The organism is Variovorax sp. Soil_C_17, from assembly GCF_057657265.1.
The window spans coordinates 984,267-1,006,501 of the sequence record NZ_JBDGIT010000003.1 but is presented as its reverse complement, the minus strand read 5'-3'; the positions used below and the strand labels follow the sequence as shown (position 1 = coordinate 1,006,501).

The following is a 22,235-nucleotide window of genomic DNA, read 5'->3' as shown; positions in this document are numbered from 1 at the left end:
GGGCGATCCAGCATCGCATCGAGAACCCGCTGTCGAAGCTGCTGCTCGATGGCAGCTTCGGGCCGAAGGACACGATCGTGGTCACCACCGACCCGATCCGGACTCCGGGGCAGTTCGAGTTCCACAGGGCCGGGGAACCTCGGGCCGAGGCGGTGGCCTAATCCCGATGATGATGAACTTCCTTCTGCGCGTCGTTCTGTTCCTGATGGGCCTGGTCCTCGCGGCCAGCCTCGCCGTCGCGGTGATGCTGCTGGCAGCGGTGTGGGGCCTGCGCTACGGCTGGGCCCGCCTCACCGGCCAGCCGGTGCGGCCCTGGGTGATGCGCTTCGACCCTCGCCATGGCTTCGATCGCTTTCGCGCCGCTGCGCAGCCGGCCGAGCCCACGGCTGCGGACGTGGCCGGTGCGCGGGCACGCGGCGAGGCCGCCGACAGCCCGGTGCGCTTGCGCGATCGCAGTGCCAGCGTGACGGACGTGCAGGCGCGTCCGGTCTCGCGCGGCGAGTAGCGGCCTGCGCCAATCCACTGTTCGTGTCCGCTCGCAACGGACTGTGACGCCATGTAAGCGCTTGGCCGACCTTCGACGGTGATCTCGGCTGACGGTCACTTTGCCGGGACCGGCCTTCAATCTCGCCACCCCCCGACGCGACGAAAAGCCGCACCGTGCGGCTGGCGTGCCGGGCAAGGAGCGAGACATGCGCGAAAGCCACGGCACAAAAACGCCCGCATCCGCTGCGGACCCGGAACACGCTTCCGATCTCGCTCCCGAGACCTCGCGCCGATCCTTCATTCGAGGCGCCATTCTCTATGCCATGTTCGTCGGCACCGGCGTGAGCGTGTCCGGTTGCGGCGGTGGAGGCGGCGGCGGCGGAGGTGGGTTCGGTGGCGGCCTCGGTGGCGGCGGCGGCGGGGGCGGAACCCCCGGCGGCGCGACATCCGTGTTCGCGCACGGCGTCGCCAGCGGCGATCCCCTGTCGGACCGCGTGATTCTGTGGACCCGCGTCACCGTCGCCAGTCCCGGCACCCTGAACCTGAGCTGGGAAGTCGCAAGCGACGCGAACTTCGGCGCCATCGTGGCGCGAGGCACGACCAGCACCGGCGCGGAGCAGGACTACACCGTCAAGGTGGATGCCACCGGGCTGCAGCCGGCCAGCGTCTACTTCTACCGCTTCTACGTAGGCGACGAGCCTTCGCCCACCGGACGCACGAAGACCCTGCCGACCGGCAGCGTGTCGCAACTCCGGCTCGGCGTCGTCTCCTGCTCGAATTTCCCCGCCGGCTATTTCAACGTGTGCGCCGAGCTGGCCAAGCGCACGGACATCGACGTGGTGCTGCACCTGGGCGACTACATCTACGAGTTCGGGCGTCGGGGCTTTGCATCGCAGCTGGCGTTCGCGATCGATCGCGAGTCGCAGCCGGCCCACGAGCTCTTGACGCTCGAAGACTATCGGCGCCGACACGCGCAGTACCGGACCGATCCGGACCTGGCTGCGCTGCACGCGAAGATGCCGATGATCGCGGTGTGGGACGACCATGACTTCGCCGACAACGCCTGGTCCGGCGGTGCGGTCAACCACGATCCGGCCACCGAAGGCAGCTTCACGGCGCGGCGCGCGGCCGCCGTGCAGGCCTATCGCGAATGGCTGCCCGTGCGGATGCCCGATCCTGCCAATCCGCTGAAGATCTACCGTTCCTTCGACTTCGGCACGCTGGCGTCGCTGCACATGCTGGACACGCGGCTCATCGGGCGCGACCAGCAGGTCGACCTCGACGCCTATCTGCAGGGTGCCGCCGCCGGCGCGGGGCGCCAGATGCTGGGCGCAGAGCAATCGGACTGGCTGTCCGCGCGCATGACCGCGTCTGCCGCGACCTGGCAGATCCTTGGGAATCAGGTGTTGATGGCGCGCATGGAGATTCCACTGAGCGTTGCGAGCGCGTTCACGGTGGAGAGCATTGGCGAATTCCTCGCGGCGCAGTCGACCCCGGAATCCTTGCGCAGCGACAGCCAGCGCGCCTTGCTGGATCAGCGGCGCGTTCCCTACAACCTCGATGCCTGGGACGGCTATCCTGCCGCGCGCGAGACCGTGCTGGCCGCAGCCCGATCGATGGGCAAGAACCTCGTCTCGCTGGCCGGCGATACGCACAATGCGTGGGCGAGCAACCTGACCGATGCAGGCGGGCAGCGCGTGGGCGTCGAGTTCGCGACGGCCTCGATCAGCTCGCCGGGGCTGGAACTCCTGCTGCCGCTGATCTCCGGCCCCGTCCTCACGGATGCCTTTCCCAAGATGGTGAGAGACCTGCGCTACGCGGAGACGACCCGGCGCGGCTTCCTGGTGCTGACGCTGACGCCGGCAGAGGTGCGGGCCGACTGGACGGAAGTCGACACCGTGCTGAGCCGCTCATATACCGCGCGTCTCGCGAAGAGCCTGCATGCCTTGCCGGGGGCGAACAATCTCGATGTCCTGCCCGTGTAGGCTTTAAACAGACGCACGCACCTGGATGCGCCGGCGGCCGAAGCCGTGCCCGAAGGTGCCGAAGCGGCCCGCGATGGGCGTGCCGCAATGCGGACATTCGCCACGCGCATCCAGCGCGCAATCCATCACGAGGTACCAGTCGCGCCGCACCAGCGCTGCGCGGCAATGAGGGCAGAAGGTCGTACCGCCCTCCACGTCATGCACGTTGCCGGTGTAGACGTGGTGCAGGCCGTTGGCCAGCGCGATGGCGCGGGCACGCTTCAGCGTGGCCGGCGGTGTGGGGGGCACGTCCACCATCTTGTAGTCGGGATGGAAGGCCGTGAAGTGCAGCGGCACGTCGGGCCCGAGCGCGTCGAAGATCCAGCGGCTCATCGCCTCGATCTCGGCATCGCCGTCGTTGTGGCCGGGGATCAGCAGCGTCGTGATCTCGAACCAGCAGGAGGTCTCGTGGCGCAGGTACTGCAGCGTATCGAGCACCGGCGCCAGATGGCCCCCGGTCTGCCGGAAATAGAACTCTTCGGTGAAGCCCTTGAGATCGACGTTGGCAGCATCCATTCGGGCATAGAACTCGCGCCGCGGCGCGGCATGCATGTAGCCCGCGGTCACGGCCACGCTGAAGATGCCCAATGCATGGCAGGCATCGGCCGCGTCCATGGCGTACTCGGCGAAGATCACCGGGTCGTTGTAGGTGAAGGCCACGCTCAGGGCGCCACGCTGGCGCGCCAGCTCGGCGATGCGCTGCGGCGAGGCCTGGTCCATCAGCCGGTCCATCTCGCGGCTCTTGGAGATGTCCCAGTTCTGGCAGAACTTGCAGGCCAGGTTGCAGCCGGCGGTGCCGAAGGACAGCACGCTGGAACCCGGATGGAAGTGATTCAGCGGCTTCTTCTCGATCGGATCGATGCAGAAGCCCGAGCTGCGCCCGTAGGTGGTGAGCACCATCTCGCCGCCGATGCGCTGCCGCACGAAGCACATGCCGCGCTGGCCCTCGTGCAGGCGGCAGTCGCGCGGGCACAGGTCGCACTGGATGCGGCCGTCGTCGAGGGGATGCCACCAGCGCGCCGGCGGGTTCGTGTTCATGATGCTGCCGCCTCGAACGCGATCGCGGCGTAGCCGACCACGCGGCGGCGATCGCCCGCGGTGTCGCCGGAATTGTGCAGGTCAAGCAGACGCGGCAGCAGGCCGTGAGCCTGTGCCGCCTGAAGCGCACCGTTGATTGCCGGTGCGCCGCAGGCGTCTTCGGGGTCCAGCGTGGCGTCGAAGGCGAGGATGCGATCGACCGTGGCGCGATCGCGCAACTGCGCCTGCGCATCGGGCAGGTAATGCGACAGGTCGGAGCTGACGACGATCAGCGTTTCGTCGCCGCCCCACAGGCGCGCCAGCACCTGCGCGACTTCGGCGGGCCCGGCATGGCCCACCAGCAGCGGTACCAACTTGAAGGGGCCGAGCAGCGTCTGCAGGAATGGCAACTGCACCTCCAACGAATGCTCGAAGGCGTGCGCCCGGTCGTCGCGCACGACCTGCGCGAGGTCGTGCAACCGGGCGAGCGCAGGCAGGTCCAGCGCGATGCGGCCGAGCGGCGTGTCGAAGGCTTCCGCCGCCGGAGCCGCCAGGGCACGGACCGCCGAGCGATGCGCCGGGCCGAGCAGCACGACGCGGCTGATCTGGTCACGCCAGGGGGCGAGCAAGGCATAGGCATGTGCCGCAACGCCGCCGGAATACCTGTAGCCCGCGTGCGGAACGATCAGCATCTTGGGCGGGCGTTCGGGCGGGGCCGTGGCATGGGCGGCAGCCAGGCATTCGCCGACCTGCCGCCGCAACGGCAATGCATCCGCCGGATAGAAGCTCCCCGCGACCGCGGCGGGGCGAACAGCAGGCATGGCCGCCGCACCTCCTGCGTTCAATATGGACCGGCCTCGGCCCAGCGTCAATCGGTCGGCGGCGACCCTGCGGCCGAGTCAGAATGGCGCATGCCCCCGCCGCGTCCGCTCGTTCCCATCGACCCCTCGGAGGCCGAATTCAGCGCCATGCGCGCGCAAGGTGCCGGCGGCCAGAACGTCAACAAGGTGTCGAGTGCCGTGCACCTGCGCTACGACATCCGGGCGAGCTCGCTGCCCGAAGCGGTGAAGGAGCGCCTGCTCGCGCTGCGCGACAGCCGCATCACCCAGGAAGGCGTGCTGGTGCTGAAGGCGCAGCGCCACCGCAGCCAGGACATGAACCGGGCCGACGCGCTGGCGCGGCTGCAGGAGCTGGTCGACAGCGTGGCCTTGCCGCCGCGTGTGCGCCGGCCCACCAAGCCGAGCTACGGAGCTCGTCAGCGCCGGCTCGAGGGCAAGAGCCAGCGGGCGGAGATCAAGCGTCAGCGCGGGCCGGTGCAGGACTGAGCGCGGCCTCCGCGTCCGCGGCCGTCATCCCATGCATCGCGCCGAGTGCCGCGAGCGCATCGGCATCGGTTCGGTAGATGAACAGCATCGGCCCGGCCGTCAGCAGACCGGCGCGTTCCAGTACCTGCTGCGCCGGCAGCTTGAGGCCGCTCAGGTGCAGGCGCACGCCCTTCGATTCCAGCAGCCGGCGGATTGCGCCGAAGACCTCGGCGCCGGTCACGTCGATGCGGTTGATCGGCTGCGCGAACAGGCAGATGTCGGTGAGCTCCGGCCGCATCGCGAGCGCGACGGTGATGGCGCGCTCCAGCGTGCTGGCGGTTGCGAAGTCCAGCTCGGCGTCCATGCGCATCGCATGCAGCTGGGGCGCCAGCGGCGGCAGGTTCCAAAGATGGCGGTCGCGCAGGCTGCCGTCGGGGTGCAGGCCCACTTCGATGATGCGCGGGTGCAGGTGCCGGTACATGTAGTGGCTGAGGCTCATCAGCAGGCCGGCGAGCACGCCCCAGTAGATCGAGGGCGAGGTGGCGATGGTGAGGACGAAGGTCACCAGCGCCGTCACCGCCTCCACGCGCGAGATGCGCCAGAGCGAGACGAACTGTCCGGGGCGCACCAGCCCCAGCATCGCGATGACCACGATGGCGGCCAGCACCGCCTGCGGCACGTGGTAGAGCAACGGCATCGCCCACAGGAGTGCGGCGCCGATCAGCAGCACGCAGAACACCGTGGCCCAGCCGGTTTGCGCGCCGGCGTAGAGGTTGATGGCCGAGCGCGAGAAGGAAGAGCTGGTGGGAAAAGCGCCGGAGAAGCCGGAGGCGATCTTGGCCAGGCCCTGGCCGATCAGGTCCTGGTTCTCGTTCCAGAGCTTGCCGGCGCGCGCGTTGTCGACCTTGGCGCTCGAGGCCGTCTCGAGAAAGCTCACCAGCGTGATCATCAGCGCCGGCAGCAGCAGGGCGCCGAAGGTGCCCAGCGGCTGAGTGCCGGGCCAATAAAAGGCGGGCAGGCCGGAGGGCAGGGTGCCGACCACGGCGCCGCCGCGCAACGCGTAGCCGATGGCTGCGCTGATGGCCGCGCAGGCGCCCACCACCACCATCGCGGCCGGGAAGCGCGGCCAGCGTTCCTTGGCGATCCACAGCGCCGCCATGCTGCCGAGGCCGAAGGCAATGGCCAGGACATCGGGCGGCGGCCCGTGCCACAGCTGGCCGATGCTGCGGCCGGTGAAGCCGAACAGCGCCGGCAGCTGCGACAGAATGATCAGCACCGAAGCGGCCTGGGTGAAGCCCATCAGCACCGGCGAGTTGACCAGCCGCAGCACCCACCCGAATCCGCCGAGCCCGAGCAGCAATTGGATGGCGCCCGACATGAAGCACAGCCACACCGCCAGCGCCACCCATTCGGCGCTGCCGGGAATCGCGAGCGGACCCAGCGAGGCCGCCACCAGCAGGCTGGACAGCGCGGTCGGCCCGACCGAGAGCCGGGTCGATGCGCTGAACAGAACCCCGATGAGCGCCGGCAGCAGCGAGGCGTAGATGCCCGTCACCAGCGGCATGCCGGCCAGCGCCGCATAGGCGACGCCCTGCGGGATGACCATCAGGGCCACTGTGATGCCGGCCATGGCTTCGCCGGTGAGGAGGGCGCGGTTCGGGCGTGGCCAGCCGAGGAAGGGGAGCCAGCGCATGAGCTGGTCGCGGTTCAGGGCCATGCCTTCACCACGCGGATTGATTGGGGATGCACCCGCCGATGATACGAAAGCGACCGTGGCTCAATTCTTGGCGGTGCTCGTGGCGGTCCTGGGCCGTCTAGTTCGATACGCCGCGGCGGGTTCTTGTATCAAGCCCGCCGCGCCGGGTGGTGCGAGGCCGAACAGGAAGCGGTCGGGCGAGAGGATGGGAATGTCGTGAAACGGGTGCAAGGCCAGCAGATCGGCATCGCCCGTGATGAGTGCATCCGCGCTGCCATGCACCGCAACTTCGAGAAACTTGTCGTCCTTGGGATCGCGGCAGGCGCGGATCGCGCGCATGGGCTGCACCCAATCGATGAGATCGTCCAGCCTGACCAGGAACGCCACCCGCCGATCGAGCCGGACGTAGCGATCGAACTTGGGCCGGCGGATCACAGACAGCAACTCGCGGTGCGTTTCCTTCGAGAAGAGCAGCCGTCCGAGATCGATGGCCTGGTCGACCGCCCGGCCGGGAACGCTCGGCGGACGGAGCATCCAACTGACGAGAACGTTCGTATCGATGACCCAGCGGCGCAGCGGCAGCGGCTCAATCATCGCGGGCGAGGAGCTCGGCCAGGATCTCGTCCGTCATGCCATTTTTCTCGGCCTCGGCGCCGATCTCGTCGACGAGGCGTTTCAGCTCCTCGACGTTGAGGCGATGCAGCTTCCGGTACTGCTCGGGCGAAATCACCATCGCGACGTCCCGGTCGTGCCGGCGGATCACCACCGGTTCCCGTGCGGCAGCATCGAGCATGGCGGCGAAGTTTTGCTTGGCTTCGCTGGCGGAGTAGATCAGCATGGCGGCCCTCGGTTCAATTTGTACAAATTGTACAAACTCCCGGGCTGTCCGCTAAGCCTTCCTCTTGTGCTGAAAGGCCGTCGGCGACTGACCCGTCGCCGCCTTGAACATCGCGCAGAAGGCGCTGTCGGTCGCGTAGCCGCTGGCAGAGGCCACCTGGCTCACGGCCATGCCGCGCGCCAGCAGCGGCAGCGCATGGGCCAGCACCGCCTGCTGGCGCCATTGCTGCCAGCTCATGCCCAGCTGATCGCGGAACAGGCGCGCGACCGTGCGTTCGCTGGCGCCGATGGCCTCGGCCCGCTCGGCCAGCGTGGCGCGGCCGGCAGGGTTGCGCAGCAGGGTCTCGCACAGCTGGCGCAGGCGCTTGTCGGCGGGCAATGGAACGTCGATGCGGATCTGCGTCGCGCGCTCCAGCTCGTCGACCAGGAGCGGCGCGATCCAGCGCTCGCGCTGCGCCGCATGCGGATCGGCCGGCGGCAGGCCGTCGGGCGTGGTGTCCAGCGCCAGCATGAGGGCGCGCAGCAGCGGGCTGATCTCCAGCACCTCGCACTTCTCCCAGCCCGGGCCGAGCCAGCTGTGCAGGTAGACCGTGCGCAGCTCCGCGTCTTCGATGAGCGTGATGCTGTGCGCCATGTCGGCCGGCACCCAGAGGGCGCGCGAGGGTGGCACGATGTAGCTGCCGTCCTCGGTGCTCAGCCGGATCACGCCGCGGGTCGAGAAGGTGAGCTGCGGCCACGGATGCGTGTGCAGCTCGACGAAGGTGTCGGCCTGGAGGAAATGCTCCTTGGCTCTCAGCGGCCGAAGCGCGTCGGGCGCATAAAGGTGCGGCGTGAGCGGGCCCACGGACTGGGTTGGCGCAGGGCTTTCCGGCTGCGCGGCACGTCGAGCGGGCGTCACGGGCGCAAAGACGGTGGACGGCATGATTTCGACAAATGTTGTCTCTGTATCGCCATTCTGCCGCGCACTGCGGGAATACGATCGTCGCCTGCTCCGGTTTCTTGTTGCAATTCATGTCTTCCCCCAACGCTTCTCCCACCTCGAACACCCTTCGTTCCGATGCCAAGCTGATCGGACTGGTCGGCCTCGCACATGCCATCAGCCATTTCGCCCAGCTGGTGCTGCCGCCGCTGTTCCCCTGGCTCAAGGATGCCTTCAACGTCAGCTACACCGAGCTCGGTGCGGTGCTGACCGTGTTCTTCGTCGTCTCGTGCATCGTGCAGGCCGCCTCGGGATTCCTGGTCGACCGCCTCGGACCGCGACCGGTGCTCTTCGTGGGGCTGGGCCTGCTGGCGCTGGCGGCGATCGGCTACTCGCTGGCGCAGAGCTACTGGATGCTGCTGGCGTGCGCGGTGGTGGCCGGTGTGGGCAATGGCGTGTTCCACCCGGTGGACTACACGCTCTTCAACCGCAAGGTCGCGCCCACGCGCCTGGGCCATGCCTACAGCGTGCATGGCATCACCGGCAGCCTGGGCTGGGCGCTGGCGCCGGCCTTCGTGGTGCCGCTGGCCATCGCCTTCTCGTGGCGCGTGGCACTGGCCTCGGCCGGGGCGCTGGCGCTGGTCGTGCTCCTGGTGCTGTGGCTCAACCGCGCCGTGCTGGCGCTGGACGTGAAGGCGGTTCACAAGGCCACCGGTGCCGACGCGGCGGCGGGCGGCGAGTTCGCCTTCCTCAAGATTCCGGCGGTGTGGATGTGCTTCGGATTCTTCTTCTTCTATGCGATGGCGCTGAGCGTGGTGCAGACCTTCGCGCCGGCCGCAGCCGGACACTTGCACGCGGTGCCGGTCGCGCTGATCGCGATCTGCCTCACGACCTACATGGTGGCCAGCGCGGGCGGCATGGTGGTGGGCGGCTTCCTGGCCTCCGACCCTGCGCGCTGCGAGCGCGTCGTGGGCCTTTCCTTCGGCGCGGCCGCGGTGCTGGCACTGGTCCTGGCGCTGGTGGACTTCCCGCCGGTGCTGGTGCCGGCCATGTTCGGCGCGATGGGCTTCGCCTCGGGCATCGCCGGGCCCTCGCGCGACCTGCTGGTCAAGCGCTCGACGCCGGCCAACGCCTCGGGCCGCGTCTACGGCGTGGTCTATGCGGGTCTGGACATCGGGCAGGCCGTGGCGCCGCTGATCTTCGGCCGGCTGATGGACCACCAGCAGTACATGAGCGTGATCATCGGCCTGGCCGTGGTACAGGCGGTGCTGATCGCGAGCGCCTTCAACGTGCGGCGCGTGCGGCGCGAGGCCCTGGTTCCTGCTTCGGCGTGATGGGGCCCGCCCGCGTTCGGTCACCGCGTTGGATTCCTCGCTTTATCTGATCGTCGCGCTCGGCGCGATCGTGGCCGGCTTCGTGCAGGGCCTGTCGGGCTTCGCGTTCGGCCTGGTCGCGATGTCCTTCTGGGCCTGGACCGTGGACCCCAGGCTGGCAGCGGTGCTCGCCACCTTCGGCGCGCTGACCGGCCAGGTGATCGCCGCCGTCACGGTGCGCCGGGGCTTCGACCGCGCGCTGCTTCTGCCCTTCGTGCTCGGCGGTCTCGTGGGCGTGCCGCTGGGCGTCTGGCTGCTGCCGCGGCTGGACGTCCCGCTCTTCAAGGCCTGCCTCGGCGGCCTGCTGGTGATCTGGTGCCCGGCCATGCTGATGGCCGGCAACCTCCCGCGCGTGAGCGCGGGCGGCCGTGCGGCCGATGGCGTGGCCGGCCTGGTCGGCGGCGTCTGCGGCGGCCTGGGCGGATTCACCGGCGCCATTCCGACGCTGTGGTGCACACTGCGCGGCCTGGAAAAAGACGTGCAGCGCTCGGTGATCCAGAACTTCAACCTTTCGATGCTGCTGGTCACCTTCTCGGCTTACCTGGGCACCGGCCTGGTCGGCGTGCCGATGCTGCCGCTGCTGGGCATCGTCGCGCTCGCGGTGCTGGTGCCGGTGCTGCTCGGCGCGCGGCTCTACATCGGCATCAGCGAGACGGGCTTTCGCAAGATCGTGCTGGGGTTGCTGACGCTGTCGGGCGTCGCACTGCTGGCGTCCTCGGTGCCGGTGCTGGCGGCGCGGGCCGGCTAGGGGCCTGCTCAGTCGAGGTACTCAAGGAAGGTCGGGATCACTCCCCGGAGAAAATCGATCTCTTCCGCCGCAATGCTGCGCGGCTCCAGATCGAAGTGAATGAAGGTGCCGTAGGGCGTTCCGCATTCGCGCGTGAGCATCTGGCCGTAATAGGACTCGACGAAGCCCGCGTAGGGGCGCTGAGGGAGGCGCTGGTCCTCCGATGCGTGGCTCGTCACGAACTCGCCATGCGCCATCGCGTACTGGCAGAAGCTCTTGCCGAGCGGCACGACCTTCAGCCAGGTTCGGTATTCGGCGGTGCGGTCGAAGGCGTGCGTCGCATGCATCACCTCGCCATTGAGCTTGTAGATGGCGGTGAATCGGTAGGGTGTTCGGTCGTTGAGCAAGGCGAGTGCCGGAACGATCCCGCGGTTGGCAAGTACGCTGCGAATGGCGGCAGCGGGCGCTGGCAGGTCTATGTCGAGCATGAAGATTCTGATGAAACGTGGCGCGAATCTTACGTAATTCTTACGGCGCTCGGGAACGGGGTTTGACCTCGACTTTGTCAGCGCAAACCCTTGGGTCTGTCTGCGGAAGGGCTCAGGGTTCCGCGTTTTCCCAGCCGGGCGCGAAGGGGAAGCGGGAGGCCCAGAACCCGGCGAGGCGCGGCTCGGCATCGACTCGGCGGACCACCTCGGCCATGCGCGGCGCCTCGCGGTAAAAGCGCGTCCGGCACGGCGTCCAGCGCGAGACCACCGTCACGTAAAGGTCGAGCATGCCGATGCGCTCGCCCAGCAGGTAGGTCGTGCCGCGCGGCAGCTGCGCATCCATCAGGCGCCAGCACTCGGCGATGCGCTCGGCCGTGCGTGCCAGGATCACCGTCTCGGCCTGGGAATCGGCCGCCAGGCGCGAGGGCTCGTCGCGCACCCAGTACATCGAATAGATGGCGGCGGGGATGAAGCTCATCCAGCGCAGGTACTGGGCTCGGCGCGGATCGGCGATGTCCGGCGCCAGCCCGGCCTCGGGATGGCGGTCGCCCAGCCAGATCAGGATCGCCGCGCTCTCGGTCATGATTTCGCCCGAGGGCAGGACCAGGACCGGCACCTGCCGCATGGCATTGACCGGGAGCAGCTTCTGCCGCTCGCCTTCGCCATCCCATGGCGCGATGTCGACCACTTTCACGGGAGCGCCGATCAGCGTCAGCGCGGCGTGGACGGGCGTGGCGCCGGAGCCGGGCGCGCCGTAGAGCGTGTAGGCGGAGGCGTTGTTGCCGCTGTCCATCGCGAAAGCCTACACCCGCGCGCGGTCCGCGTGCGCGGCCCGGCCTTGACGCTTGTCAGGCTGCGATCAGGTCCTCGACGCGCTTCAGCGCCTCCAGCGTCTTCACGCAGGCCTCGGCCACCTCGGTGCCCTTGACGGCGAAGTGGCGGTGGAAGTACTTGCGGTGTTCCACATGCTCGTGGAAGTGATGCGGCGTGAGCACGGCCGAGAAGACCGGAACGTCCGTCTCCAGCTGCACCTGCATGAGCGAACTCACCACCGTGCCGGCGACGAACTCGTGGCGGTAGATGCCGCCGTCCACCACCAGCGCGCAGCCGACGATGCCCGCGTAGCGCCCGGAGCGCGCGAGCCGCTTGGCATGCAGCGGGATCTCGAAGGCGCCGGGCACATCGAAGATGTCGATGTCGGCGCGCGGCACGCCTTGGCGCTCCATCTCTTCGAGAAAGGCGTCGCGCGCCTGGTGGACGATGTCCGAATGCCACTGCGCCTGCACGAAGGCGATGCGCTTGCCGCGCGAGACATCGGTCGCGGCGACGGCGGAGAGGGGAAGGTCGTTGATCTGACTCATGGTTTGCCTTTCGAGGAAGGGTTGCCTGAATCAGGGCGCACGAGCCCGAAGCGAGCAAGTGCGTGCGAACGCGCGCGCCTGTCCGGCCACGGGACCGCGCTCTCTTTCATCCGGACTGTGAGGCTTCGTCAAAAGCCTGAACCGTCGGCCCCGGGATCTCACCAGGTCTGCTGACCCCGCGGCGCATGGCGCGCCGCGGGCGCTCGCGGGCTCGTGCGAACAGGTCGCCATCACCGCCGGTGGGGAATTCCACCCCGCCCTGAGAACGCTTTGCCGCCGCGCTCGCGCGCGACGGCCCTGCGATTCTAGGAGCGCCGCGGCGCGCGTGTTGTCGCCTGGGCGGCAGACCTTGCGAAAGCCGGGTCGAGAGCGGCCTTCATTCTTCGGCGCGGTCGCCGAGGAACCGCGTCATGCGCTCCAACTCGTCATCCAGCGCCGCGCGAAAGGCCGCGTCCCGCGGCTTCCTGCCGGCATAGCCAAGGATGGGTTGCAGCCGACCTTCGCGCGCCGACACATTGGCCCAGCCGATCACGCGGTCGTGCCACAGCAGGGGCAGGGCGTAATAACCGAGCCGGCGCTTCGGCGCGGGCACATAGGCCTCGAAGGTGTAGCGCCAGCCCCAGAGCAGCTCGAAGCGCCGGCGGTCCCACACCACCGGGTCGAAGGGTGCGAGCAGGCGCACCGCGTCGTCCGGCGCGTGGCGGCGGGAGGCGGGGTTCTCGTCGGCCGGCCAGTACCAGGTCGTGCCCTCGATGCGGCTGCCGGCGAACTGCTCCCGCGCCTTTTGCAGGGCTGACTGCAACTGCGGCCCGAGATGCGGCGCCCCGTAGCTCAGGAGGCGCACGAGATAGGTCAGGCTCGAAGCCGGCAGCGGCGCGTACTTGCGCACCACCAGCTCGACGAGCGCGGCGGCGCGCAGCGCTCGGCCGGCCGGGCTGTCGTCGCAGGGCGCGTGGGCCACCGCTTCATAGATGCGCGTGCCGCTGTCGCGCCGCGCCACGCGCAGCATGCCGCGGTAGTGCATGTCGTCGAGCAGATGCGTGGTGGCATTGCTCGAGCCGCCCCAGTAGTTCGTCACCCGTCCGTGCGCGAAATGCGCCTCGACCTGACGCGGGTGCACCCGCCCGTGTTCGCGCACGAAGGCCAGCACTTCGGCCGCCTTGCGCCGGGTTTCGGCATCCCAGGGGCGCTTGGCTTCGCGCGGGTGCATCAAGGCCAGGTGCTCGCGCGGCAGGAATCCGTAGTTGACGAGGCAGTCCTCCTCGATGGCCAGCCGGGCGTAGCGGCGCTCGAGATCCCCTGCGTGGTAGTCCTTCACGCGGTGGCGCAGGGTCAGGTCCTGTGCCCGCGCCGGCGCGCGGATGGGATCGGCCTGCACGAAGCCCAGGCGCCGGATCGCCGCCGGCAAGGTCGTGGCCTTGAAGAGGGTGCGCGCGACGGCGTAGCGGCGCAGGTCGTCGAGGGTCGGCTCAGCCATGCGCCGAATTGCAGCACAGCCGGCGGCGGCGTGCGCGCTGGATTCGTCAGACCACGCTGCGGTGGCGCTCGATGCAGGTGGCCAGCGTCTCCTCGCCCGTCCGCTGCCACCAGTCCAGCGCCGAGAAGATCTCGACCTCGCTGAAGCCGCCGAAGCCCGCGGCCTCGACCCAGCCGCGGATCTTGCGCAGCTCGACCACGCCGTCACCCATCATGCCGCGGTCGTTCAACAGGTCGCGCGTGGGCGTGAGCCAGTCGCACACGTGGTAGGCCAGCAGGCGTTCCCGGCCTGCGCGCGCGATCTGCTGCTCGAGCTTCGGGTCCCACCACACGTGGTAGATGTCGAGCGCGACGCCGAGCATGCCGGAGCGCGCGGGGTCGAGCGCATCGCACAGGTCCAGCGCCTGCTCCAGCGTGTTGATGCAGGCGCGCTCGGCCGCCTGCATGGGATGCAGGGGCTCGATCGCGAGCGGCATGCCGACTTCGCGCGCGTACTCGAGGGATGCCTCGATGCCGTCGCGCACCTCGCCGCGCGCGCGGGCGATGTCCTTGTAGTGCGCCTTGCCTTCGAGCGCGCCGGGCAGGGCGCCCACCACCAGCACCACGCAGGGCGCATCGAGCGTCTTCGCCTCGTCGATGGCGCGGCGGTTGTCCTCCAGCGCGGCCTTCAGGCCGGCGGCGTCGGGCGCCGGGAAGAAGCCGCCGCGGCAGTAGCCCGAAAGGCGCATGCCGTGCGCGCGCAGCTGCCTGGCGATGCGTTCGATGCCGACCGCGTGGACCTGGTCGCGCCACGGGCTGATGGCGCGGATGCCCAGCGCGGCGCACTGGTCGATGATGCGGTCGAGCGGCACTTCGGCGCCCAGCTGCTTGCGGATGGTGGCCGTGTTGAGGGAGAGCCACTCGTGGTCTTGGGAGAAATCGCGCATGAGAAGAAAGGGGGAAGGGAGGGAAAGGGAAAAGGAAAAAGCTCAGCCCGCCATCGGCGCCATGGCCTCGAAGTCGGGCATTGCTGCACTTGCGAAGCCGGCACAATCCAGCGAGCCCAGGCGGATGCGGCCGTCCCGGATGCGCAGGCGCACCGCGCCGTGGGAGCGCTCGTAGAGGTCGCCATGCGCGTCGAGGAAGCTTTGCTGTTCCGCGGCCGGCTGCGCGGCCATGCCGTTCACGTAGTGATGGCCGTTGCGCTCCACATGGGTGATGCCCAGCAGGTTGACCAAGGCCAGATCCTGCTGCACGGAAAGGCCGGCCTGCGTCGTCAGGTCTTCGCCCGACATGAAGTAGCGCAGCTGCGACTGGTCGGCGTTCCACGCTGCGCAGCGTGCCGCGTTGAGCAGTGACTTGTAGAAGCCCTTGCAGGTCTTCGAGGAAACGCCGGTATAGCCGCGCGCCCGGGCCTGCACGAAGGTGTCGAGCTCGCCATCGGACTCGTCGATGATCACCGGCTTGCCGATGCTGGCGCTGCGCACGTCGCGCAGGTCGCACTCCAGCGTCCGCTTGCGCGAGATCGGCTGCTCGATGAAGAGGATCGAGGCGTACAGGCGCGCGAGCGCGGGCGTTTCGCGCATGCGCGCCATCAGCTCGGCGATGCCGGCCGCGTCGGCGTACTGTTCGTTGCCGTCGAGCGAGACGAAGTAGGGGCCGCCCATGTCGTCGAGCACCGTCTCGATGGCGCCGAGGCGGGCCAGGTCGGCCTCGATGTCGCCGCCCACCTTGAGCTTGAAGTAGCGGTGGCCGTAGACGCGCACCACCTCCTCGAGCGTTTCCGGCAGTCCGTCGGCCACGCGCTCCCTCAGGTCCGCCGCGGTGATCGCATCGAGCATGCCGACGGTGTGGCGTGCCTCGATGCTTTCGGAAGGAGCCAGCTTTGCCAGGAAGGCGTCCATGCCCAGCCCGTCGAATTCGGGTCTTGCCGCGCCGATGCCGGCGGCGTTGCTGCGCATGGCCGCGTAGAAGGAGATCTGCAAGGCGCGGCACAACGCGTCGAGCACCGCCCGGTCGAGCAGTGCCGGTCCGTAGCTTGCCAGCAGCGGATTGAAGCCCAGCGCTTCGGCGGCTGTGCGGTGCGCATCGTGCTGCCGCGCGAAGTGGCCGAAAGCGGTTGCGGGCGTCGCGTCGCCCAGGTAGGCCTCGCGCGCGAGCGTGGTCACCCGGCGCAATTGATCGAAGTTGTCCTCGTTGCTGAGCGCGAGGTTCTTGTCGAACCACTTGGGCGCCATCAGCTCGGCCGCGGCGCCCCAGGCGCTGCGCCCGTCGCCGAGCTCGATGCGCACGCGCGCGAAGGCCTGCGGGCACTCGGTCAAGGTCACCACGCCGAAGCGGAAGGGCAGCCGCAGCACCACGGGGCGCTCGAAGAGGGCGATCTCGCGGATCGTGAAGCGTCGTGCTTCAGTCATGGCTCATGGCCTCCTCGAGTCCGCGCAGATAGCCGATGGCGCGCGCCGCGGAGCCCATGCCGTCGGGAACGTAATCGAAGGGTTCGACCGCCACGATGCCCCGGTAATGCCCCGCGGCTTGCATCTCGCTCAGCGCCGCCAGGATGGGTGCGAAGCGCATTGCGCCCTGGCCCGGGCCGCGGCGGTTCGGGTCGTTGACCTGCACATGGGCGATCTGCCCGGTGGGCATCCAGCGGCGGATCAGCGTGGGAATGTCCTCGCGCTCCATCTGCCCCGCGGCGCTGCAGTCGATCATGGTCCTGAAGGCCGGCGAGCCGATGGCCTGCACCAGCTCGATTGCCTCGGCCACCGTGTTGACCAGGTCGGTCTCGGCGGTGGAGAGCGGCTCGATACAGTAGATCACGCCGCATTGCTCGGCAGACCGTGCGGCGGCCGCCAGGCATTCGCGCGCGCGGTCCAGGGCTGCGGCGTGCGTCTCGCCCGGCGGCACGGAGCGTTGCTTCGGCGAGCCGTGAACCAGGTAGCGCCCGCCCATCAGCGCGCAGAGCTCGACCAGGCGCTGCATCACCGCCGTGCCGCGTCGGCGCAGCGCCGCGTCGGCGCTCACGATCGAAAGGCCGGCCGGCGCCACCAGCAGCCAGTGCAGGCCGCTGATCTCGAGGCCGTGGTCGAGTGCGATGCGCCCGAAGGCGCGTGCCTGCGCATCGTCGATGGCCATGGGATCGGGCGCCAGCGTGAAAGGTGCGACCTCCAGCCCGTCGTAGCCGAGCGCCGCCGCGACCCGGCATTGCTCGGCGAAGGGCAGCTCCTTCAGCACCTCGTTGCACAGCGCAAACTTCATGGGCATGAATCCTCAGGCGCTGCGGCGGAACACGAAACGCTTCGCGCCGCCCCAGGCGCGGCGCAAACGCACGTTCACCGCCGGGATGTACATCAGCATCGTCAGGATGGTGACCGCCGCCAGCGCCGCGCAGATGGGCCGCGTGAAGAAGGGCGCGATGCTGCCGTCGGACAGCACCAGCCCGCGGCGCAGGCTCTTGTCCAGCAGCTCGCCCAGCACCAGCCCCAGCACGAAGGGCGCCATCTCGTAGCCGCGGCGGCGCAGGAAGAAGGCGCCGATGCCCACCGCGAGCATGCAGTAGACGTCGAACAGCCGCGAGGCGATGGCGAACGAACCCACCGTGCACAGCACGAAGATCACCGGCATCAGCACCGTGCGCCGCACCCGCAGCACGTGCAGCAGCGGCCGCACCAGGAACAGGCCGAAGATCAGGATGCTGAAGGTGGCCAGAGTGGTCATCGCCACCACGTCGTAGACGAACTGCGGCGTCTTGATCATGAGCATGGGGCCGGGCTGGATGCCGTGGATGATCATCGCCGCCATCAGCACGGCGGCCGGCGCCGAGCCCGGAATGCCGAGCGCCAGCGCCGGAATGATGCCGCCGGGAATCGCGGCCATGTCGCCGGTCTCCGCCGCCATCAGCCCGTCGATCGAGCCCTTGCCGAACTGCTCGCGCTCCGGGCTCACCGACTTCGCGGCGGCATAGGACATCCACGCGCCCGAGTCCTCGCCGATGCCGGGCAGGATGCCGGTGACCACGCCGATCACGCCCGAGCGGATCACGGTGCGCCAGTACTGGAACACCTCGCGAAAGCGCGGCAGCACCGAGTCCTTCATCTCGGCGATCTTGCGCTCGATCGGGTCGGCCAGCGAGGTCAGCACCTCGGCGAAGCCGAAGGCGCCGATCAGCGCCGGAATCAGCGCGATGCCGCCCGAGAGTTCGTCCCAGCCGAAGGTGAAGCGGTCGTAGGCGTACAGGCCTTCCTGGCCGATCTGCGCCACCAGCAGGCCCAGGCAGCCCATGAGCCAGCCCTTGATCGGGTCCTCGCCCACGATGCTGCCCGACATCGCGACGCCGAAAAGGGCGAGCCAGAAGAACTCGAAGGCGCCAAATGACAGCGCGATCTCGGCCAGCGCCGGCGTGAACATCGCCAGGCACAGCACGCCGAACAGCGTGCCGGTGAAAGCGCCCGAGGTCGCGATGCCGATGGCGCGCCCAGCCTCGCCCTTGCGCGCCAGCGCATAGCCGTCGGCGCAGGAGGCGGCGTTCGCCGCGGTGCCGGGGATGTTCAGCAGGATCGCGCTGCGGCTGCCGCCGTAAAGGGTGCCGACATAGGCGCAGATCAGGATCAGGATGGCGTCGTTGGGCGCCATCTTGATGGTGAGCGTGGTCAGCAGCGCGATGCACAGCGTGGCGGAGAGCCCCGGCATGCAGCCCACCAGGATGCCCAGCAGCGCGCCGCCGAGCCCATAGATGAGGGACCAGAAGTTCAGGAAGCTGAGGTAGGAGTGCCCCAGCATCTGAAGGCCTTCGAGCATGCCGTGGTCTCCTCAGGGAAGCCGCACCAGGAAGAACTCCTGGAACACGAGCGTGATGACGATGCCGGCGCCCAGGCCGACCGCCAAAGCAAAGGCGAGGCCTCGCAACCGCTGGTTCTTCGCGCTGCGTTCGGCGAACTGCAGCAGGCCGATGGTGACCGTGACGAAGACGGCCGCCGCGGCCCAGAAGGGCAGCCCGCGGCCCACCAGCCCGCCTGCGAAGCCGATGCACAGGGCCAGCACGGTCCACATGCGGCGGGCCTCGGCACGGTCGGCTTCGGTGCGCACGTGCGGCACATGGGGTGTGCGGGCCAGCCGTCGCCACGAGCGGTAGAGCATCAGCAGGCCGAAGAACACGATCGCCACGCCGAGCAGGCCCGGCAGCAGGCCCGGCACCGTGTAGGGGTTGATGTCCTGCTTCTCCAGCCGGTCCATGCGCAGCGACCCGATGGTGGTCGCGATGCCGAGCGCGATCCAGCCCAGCGACTGCCGGAGGTCCGAACGCGGCGAGGTCTTGCGTACGTGCGCGGCGGCCTCGGCCTGCGTTGCGGCGCGTTCTGCGTCGGTGGCGCTCGTCACGGCCGCGAGATGCCCAGCGTGTCCGGCGAGACCTTGGCCTTGCCGCTGTCGAACAGCAGCCAGGCGTTGGCCTGGATGGCCGGCATGACCGCGGTCTGCGCCTCGGCGCCGTGCAGCGGCGCGAACAGGGCGCCGCGGCTGGTGGCGTACTTCTTCAGCGCGTCGCTCTTGGCGATGTTGTCGACCCAGATCTTCTCCACCGTCTTCACCACCTCGTCGGGCACGCCCTTGGGAATGAAGATGCCGAAGTAGTTGGCCGGGGCCTTGAAGCCCTCGAGCGTCTTGGACAGCGGCTCGATGGTGCCGTAGCCTTCCAGCTCCAGCGCCTTGTCGCTCACCGTGGCCAGCGGTCGGATGCGCTTGCCGCGGATCATGTCGGCCTGCTCCACCGCGAGCTGGGTGGTGACCTCCGTCTCGCCCGCCACCGTGGCCACGACGGCCGGGTTGCCGCCGTCGTAGGTGACGTGCCGGTACTTGACGCCAGTGCTCTTGGCGATCAGCTCCATCGCGTTGTGGCCGGCCGAAGTCACGCCGGCCGTGGCGACGCTGATCTGGCCGGGCTTGGCCTTCATGGCATCGAGCAGCTCCTTGGCGCTCTTGTAGGGCGCGGACGCGTTGACGCCGATGACCTGCACGTTCGCGACGTTGAGGAACAGGTGCCAGTCGGCGATCTTGGTCTTGAGCATGCCCAGGGTTTCGTAGGCGCCCAGGTCCTGCGCTGCGCCGGCCGTCCAGGTGTAGCCGTCCTTGGGGGCGTCGAGCGCGCTCTTGCTGCCGATCGAGCCCGAGGCGCCCGGCTGGTTGACGATCACCACCTTCTGGCCCAGCGTCTTCTCGATCTCCGCGGCGGTGACGCGCGTCACCTGGTCGGTGGAGCCGCCGGCGGCCCAAGGCACGATGATGGTCACGGGCCGCGAGGGCTTCCAGTCCTGGGCCTGGACGGGCGCACCCAGCGCGGCGAGGGCCGCGAGCACGAGGGTGGGAGCGATGCTTCGGATCAGGTGGCGCTTCTGCATGGTGTCTCCTGTTGATGCGTTGGAGTGGGGAAACGGGATGCGTGAAGAGCTGGCTAGCCGAGCCAGCGTTGCAGGTGCGAGGCGACGAAGCCGTCGTCGTTGAGTTCGGGGTAGGCGTCGTGCACGCGCGTCAGTTCGGCGGCCTGGCCGGGGCTGAGGCCTTCCAGCGGGTCCAGGCACCAGATGCCGTCCAGCAGGCCCTGGCGCCGCAGCACCTCGTGGCAGCCGGCGATGCAGCCGTGGAATTCGTGGGCCACGTCGAACAGGGCGGCATTGCAATCGGTCACCTGGGCGTCGAGCGCGAGCAGCTCCGCGGGCACCTGGCCGGCCGCGACCGCCTCGTGCAATCGCGACAGCAGCTGCACCGCACGGCGCGTTCCCACGCTCCAGTGGCCCAGCAGGCCGCCCTTGATCCGCACGGTGACCGGCAGGCCTTCGCGCATGAAGACGAAGGGCGCGAGCAGGTCCAGCACGATGTGGTCGTCGTTGCCGGTGTAGAGCGTCACCCGCTCCTCGGCGCCGGCCTCCACCACGCCGCGCACCACGTCCAGCGTGCGGTAGCGGTTGAAGGGGGCCATCTTGATGGCGACCACGTTGTCGATGGTGGCGAAGCGGCGCCAGAAGCCGGCCGGCAGATGGATGCCGCCCACGGCGGGCTGCAGGTAGAAGCCGACCAGCGGCATCACTTCCGCGACGGCGCGGCAGTGCGCGATCAGCGCGTCTTCGCTCGCACCCTTCAACGCCGCCAGGCTCAGCAGGCCCGCGTGGTAGCCCAGCGCCTGCGCGAGCGCGGCCTCTGCGCAGGCCTGCGCGGTCGAGCCGGCCAGGCCGGCGATCATGAAGAGCGGGCGCCGGCCTTCCAGCGGCTCCCAGTTCAGGGCCTCGTGCATCGCGAGCTCGAGCACGGGCTTGTAGAGGCCCTGCTCGCGGATCGCGAACTGCGTCGAGTGCACGCCCACGGCCAGGCCGCCGGCGCCGGCATCGAGGTAGTAGCGGCTCAGCGCCCGCTGGCGGCGCTCGTCGAGCCGGCGCCGGGCATCGAGCGCCAGCAGGTGCGCAGGGATCACCGTGCCGCGCCTGAGCAGGGCGAGCGCGGCGGGCGGGAGCTGCGTGTAGTGCATGGCTCAGTACCTGCCGTCGCGGGCTTCGAAGTGCGTGGGCTTGTTCAGGCTGGCCATGCCGCGCCGGACCCAGTCGGCGGTCCAGTCCAGCATGCGCGGCAGCGTGACCTGCTGCGGGCCGAAGAGCTCGAAGGCGCGGCTGCAGTCGATCAGCCAGGCCGTGTCGGCCTCGCGGCCGGTGAAGACCGCTTCGACGCCGAGCCGCTGCGCAAGTCCTTCGGCTGCCTCGCGGATGGCGATGGACGGGCCGCTGAGGTTGAGCGGCGAGGTTGGTGTCTCGCAGTGTGCGAGAGCACGCAGCGTCCAGTCGTTGGCCTCGCCCTGCCAGATGATGTTGGCATGGCCCATCGCCAGGTCGATGGGCTGGTGCGCCATGAGCTTTTGCGCCAGGTCGTGCAGCACGCCGTAGCGCATGTCGATCGCGTAGGAGAGGCGGATCAGCCGGCCCGGCGTGCCGTGCAGGTGCGAGAAGTGCTCGAACAAGCGCTCGCGCGCCACGCAGGAATTGGCGTACTCGCCGGGCGGCGGAGTGGGCGGAACGTCCTCCGGCGCGCCGGGCCCGCGCACGTCGGCAAAGGGATACACGCAGGCGGTGGAGAAGGCCACGATGCGCGAGCGGCGGAAGCGCTCCGCCACCAGCGCCGGCACATGGGCATTCATGGCCCAGGTCAGCCATTCGCTGCCCGAGGAGCCGAACTTGCGGCCGGCCATGAAGACGACGTTGGGCGCTTCGGGCAGCTCGGCCATCGCCTCGCGCGAAAGCAGGTCGGCCTCGATGCACCGGATGCCCTGCGCTTGCAGGCGCTCGCGCAGGCCCGGCTCGGAAAAGCGCGCCACGCCGATCACCTGCCGGTTGGGGCTGGCGCGCTTGGCCATGCGCGCCAGGGTCGGGCCCATCTTGCCGCCCACGCCCAGCACCAGGATGTCGCCTTCGACGCGTTGCAGGGTCTGCACGAGCGCATCGGAAGGACGGGACAGGAGTTCCTCGAGCTGTTCCAGGTCTTCGATGCGATCGGGCAAAGGCATGGTGCGATTCCC

Annotated in this window: 23 protein-coding genes and 1 riboswitch; of the genes, 5 read left to right on the top strand and 18 right to left on the bottom strand. The window is 69.2% G+C overall.

Going from position 1 to position 22,235, the window contains the following annotated elements; translation table 11 throughout:
* Positions 1 to 169 precede the first annotated feature (169 nt).
* Positions 170 to 505, top strand: coding sequence for a hypothetical protein (locus AC3A6Y_RS19995; RefSeq protein WP_487869938.1), 336 nt, complete (start codon positions 170 to 172; stop codon positions 503 to 505).
* A gap of 187 nt (positions 506 to 692) precedes the next feature.
* Complete coding sequence (locus AC3A6Y_RS19990; RefSeq protein WP_487869937.1) at positions 693 to 2,471, top strand: alkaline phosphatase D family protein; 1,779 nt, start codon at positions 693 to 695, stop codon at positions 2,469 to 2,471.
* A gap of 3 nt (positions 2,472 to 2,474) precedes the next feature.
* Here the strand turns inward: AC3A6Y_RS19990 and amrS are convergent, their stop codons facing one another.
* Together amrS and amrB are read right to left on the bottom strand one after the other, a co-directional pair.
* Positions 2,475 to 3,548, bottom strand: a complete 1,074-nt coding sequence (gene amrS, locus AC3A6Y_RS19985) for an AmmeMemoRadiSam system radical SAM enzyme (protein ID WP_487869936.1) — start codon at positions 3,546 to 3,548, stop codon at positions 2,475 to 2,477.
* The gene (amrB, locus tag AC3A6Y_RS19980) at positions 3,545 to 4,348 is read right to left on the bottom strand and encodes an AmmeMemoRadiSam system protein B (protein ID WP_487869935.1); all 804 of its coding nucleotides are present in this window, start codon (positions 4,346 to 4,348) and stop codon (positions 3,545 to 3,547) included. Before amrB ends, amrS begins: the two co-directional genes overlap by 4 nt.
* A 90-nt stretch (positions 4,349 to 4,438) precedes the next feature.
* On the opposite strand from amrB, the gene arfB reads away from it, so the two are divergent.
* Complete coding sequence (gene arfB, locus AC3A6Y_RS19975) at positions 4,439 to 4,852, top strand: alternative ribosome rescue aminoacyl-tRNA hydrolase ArfB (protein WP_487869934.1); 414 nt, start codon at positions 4,439 to 4,441, stop codon at positions 4,850 to 4,852.
* On the opposite strand, the gene AC3A6Y_RS19970 is transcribed toward arfB, so the two are convergent.
* Genes AC3A6Y_RS19970 through AC3A6Y_RS19955 form a run of 4 tightly spaced genes read right to left on the bottom strand, consistent with a single transcriptional unit; the run spans position 4,821 to position 8,286 of the window.
* Positions 4,821 to 6,548 (bottom strand): SulP family inorganic anion transporter, encoded by a 1,728-nt coding sequence (locus AC3A6Y_RS19970; protein ID WP_487869933.1) that lies wholly within the window; start codon positions 6,546 to 6,548, stop codon positions 4,821 to 4,823. The two genes, arfB and AC3A6Y_RS19970, sit on opposite strands and share 32 nt — an antisense overlap.
* Positions 6,549 to 6,608: 60 nt before the next feature.
* The gene (locus AC3A6Y_RS19965; RefSeq protein ID WP_487869932.1) at positions 6,609 to 7,121 is read right to left on the bottom strand and encodes a putative toxin-antitoxin system toxin component, PIN family; all 513 of its coding nucleotides are present in this window, start codon (positions 7,119 to 7,121) and stop codon (positions 6,609 to 6,611) included.
* Positions 7,114 to 7,365, bottom strand: a complete 252-nt coding sequence (locus AC3A6Y_RS19960) for a type II toxin-antitoxin system Phd/YefM family antitoxin (protein WP_487869931.1) — start codon at positions 7,363 to 7,365, stop codon at positions 7,114 to 7,116. The genes AC3A6Y_RS19965 and AC3A6Y_RS19960 overlap by 8 nt, the downstream gene beginning before the upstream one ends.
* A gap of 51 nt (positions 7,366 to 7,416) precedes the next feature.
* Positions 7,417 to 8,286, bottom strand: a complete 870-nt coding sequence (locus AC3A6Y_RS19955; RefSeq protein ID WP_487869930.1) for an AraC family transcriptional regulator — start codon at positions 8,284 to 8,286, stop codon at positions 7,417 to 7,419.
* Positions 8,287 to 8,375: 89 nt separating this feature from the next.
* Here AC3A6Y_RS19955 and AC3A6Y_RS19950 point away from each other — a divergent pair, with 89 nt between their 5' ends.
* Together AC3A6Y_RS19950 and AC3A6Y_RS19945 are read left to right on the top strand one after the other, a co-directional pair.
* The gene (locus AC3A6Y_RS19950; RefSeq protein ID WP_487869929.1) at positions 8,376 to 9,617 is read left to right on the top strand and encodes an MFS transporter; all 1,242 of its coding nucleotides are present in this window, start codon (positions 8,376 to 8,378) and stop codon (positions 9,615 to 9,617) included.
* A gap of 28 nt (positions 9,618 to 9,645) precedes the next feature.
* Positions 9,646 to 10,404, top strand: a complete 759-nt coding sequence (locus AC3A6Y_RS19945) for a sulfite exporter TauE/SafE family protein (RefSeq protein WP_487869928.1) — start codon at positions 9,646 to 9,648, stop codon at positions 10,402 to 10,404.
* A gap of 8 nt (positions 10,405 to 10,412) precedes the next feature.
* Here AC3A6Y_RS19945 and AC3A6Y_RS19940 read toward each other — a convergent pair whose 3' ends face one another.
* From AC3A6Y_RS19940 to AC3A6Y_RS19885, 12 genes are all read right to left on the bottom strand, one after another.
* Entirely contained in the window at positions 10,413 to 10,871 is a 459-nt protein-coding gene (locus tag AC3A6Y_RS19940; protein WP_487869927.1) for a hypothetical protein, read from the bottom strand.
* A gap of 112 nt (positions 10,872 to 10,983) precedes the next feature.
* Positions 10,984 to 11,664 carry a glutathione S-transferase family protein gene (locus tag AC3A6Y_RS19935; RefSeq protein ID WP_487869926.1) on the bottom strand — a complete coding sequence of 227 codons (681 nt, stop codon included), beginning with the start codon at positions 11,662 to 11,664 and terminating at the stop codon, positions 10,984 to 10,986.
* 55 nt (positions 11,665 to 11,719) lie between these two features.
* The gene (locus tag AC3A6Y_RS19930) at positions 11,720 to 12,232 is read right to left on the bottom strand and encodes a 6,7-dimethyl-8-ribityllumazine synthase (protein WP_487869925.1); all 513 of its coding nucleotides are present in this window, start codon (positions 12,230 to 12,232) and stop codon (positions 11,720 to 11,722) included.
* 94 nt (positions 12,233 to 12,326) lie between these two features.
* Positions 12,327 to 12,503, bottom strand: a riboswitch (FMN riboswitch).
* A 105-nt stretch (positions 12,504 to 12,608) separates the two neighbouring features.
* Positions 12,609 to 13,709 carry a DNA glycosylase AlkZ-like family protein gene (locus AC3A6Y_RS19925; protein WP_487869924.1) on the bottom strand — a complete coding sequence of 367 codons (1,101 nt, stop codon included), beginning with the start codon at positions 13,707 to 13,709 and terminating at the stop codon, positions 12,609 to 12,611.
* Positions 13,710 to 13,755: 46 nt separating this feature from the next.
* Positions 13,756 to 14,634 (bottom strand): sugar phosphate isomerase/epimerase family protein, encoded by an 879-nt coding sequence (locus AC3A6Y_RS19920; protein WP_487869923.1) that lies wholly within the window; start codon positions 14,632 to 14,634, stop codon positions 13,756 to 13,758.
* Positions 14,635 to 14,676: 42 nt separating this feature from the next.
* Positions 14,677 to 16,101, bottom strand: a complete 1,425-nt coding sequence (locus AC3A6Y_RS19915) for an enolase C-terminal domain-like protein (protein ID WP_487869922.1) — start codon at positions 16,099 to 16,101, stop codon at positions 14,677 to 14,679.
* Positions 16,094 to 16,942 carry a sugar phosphate isomerase/epimerase family protein gene (locus AC3A6Y_RS19910; protein ID WP_487869921.1) on the bottom strand — a complete coding sequence of 283 codons (849 nt, stop codon included), beginning with the start codon at positions 16,940 to 16,942 and terminating at the stop codon, positions 16,094 to 16,096. The genes AC3A6Y_RS19915 and AC3A6Y_RS19910 overlap by 8 nt, the downstream gene beginning before the upstream one ends.
* Positions 16,943 to 16,954: 12 nt before the next feature.
* The gene (locus AC3A6Y_RS19905) at positions 16,955 to 18,481 is read right to left on the bottom strand and encodes a tripartite tricarboxylate transporter permease (RefSeq protein WP_487869920.1); all 1,527 of its coding nucleotides are present in this window, start codon (positions 18,479 to 18,481) and stop codon (positions 16,955 to 16,957) included.
* A 12-nt stretch (positions 18,482 to 18,493) separates the two neighbouring features.
* Positions 18,494 to 19,060, bottom strand: a complete 567-nt coding sequence (locus AC3A6Y_RS19900) for a tripartite tricarboxylate transporter TctB family protein (protein ID WP_487869919.1) — start codon at positions 19,058 to 19,060, stop codon at positions 18,494 to 18,496.
* Positions 19,057 to 20,076: a Bug family tripartite tricarboxylate transporter substrate binding protein gene (locus AC3A6Y_RS19895; RefSeq protein WP_487869918.1), complete on the bottom strand. Its 1,020-nt coding sequence runs from the start codon at positions 20,074 to 20,076 to the stop codon at positions 19,057 to 19,059. The genes AC3A6Y_RS19900 and AC3A6Y_RS19895 overlap by 4 nt, the downstream gene beginning before the upstream one ends.
* Before the next feature lie 53 nt (positions 20,077 to 20,129).
* Positions 20,130 to 21,197, bottom strand: a complete 1,068-nt coding sequence (locus tag AC3A6Y_RS19890) for a dihydrodipicolinate synthase family protein (RefSeq protein ID WP_487869917.1) — start codon at positions 21,195 to 21,197, stop codon at positions 20,130 to 20,132.
* 3 nt (positions 21,198 to 21,200) lie between these two features.
* Entirely contained in the window at positions 21,201 to 22,223 is a 1,023-nt protein-coding gene (locus tag AC3A6Y_RS19885; protein ID WP_487869916.1) for an NAD-dependent epimerase/dehydratase family protein, read from the bottom strand.
* Positions 22,224 to 22,235 lie beyond the last annotated feature (12 nt).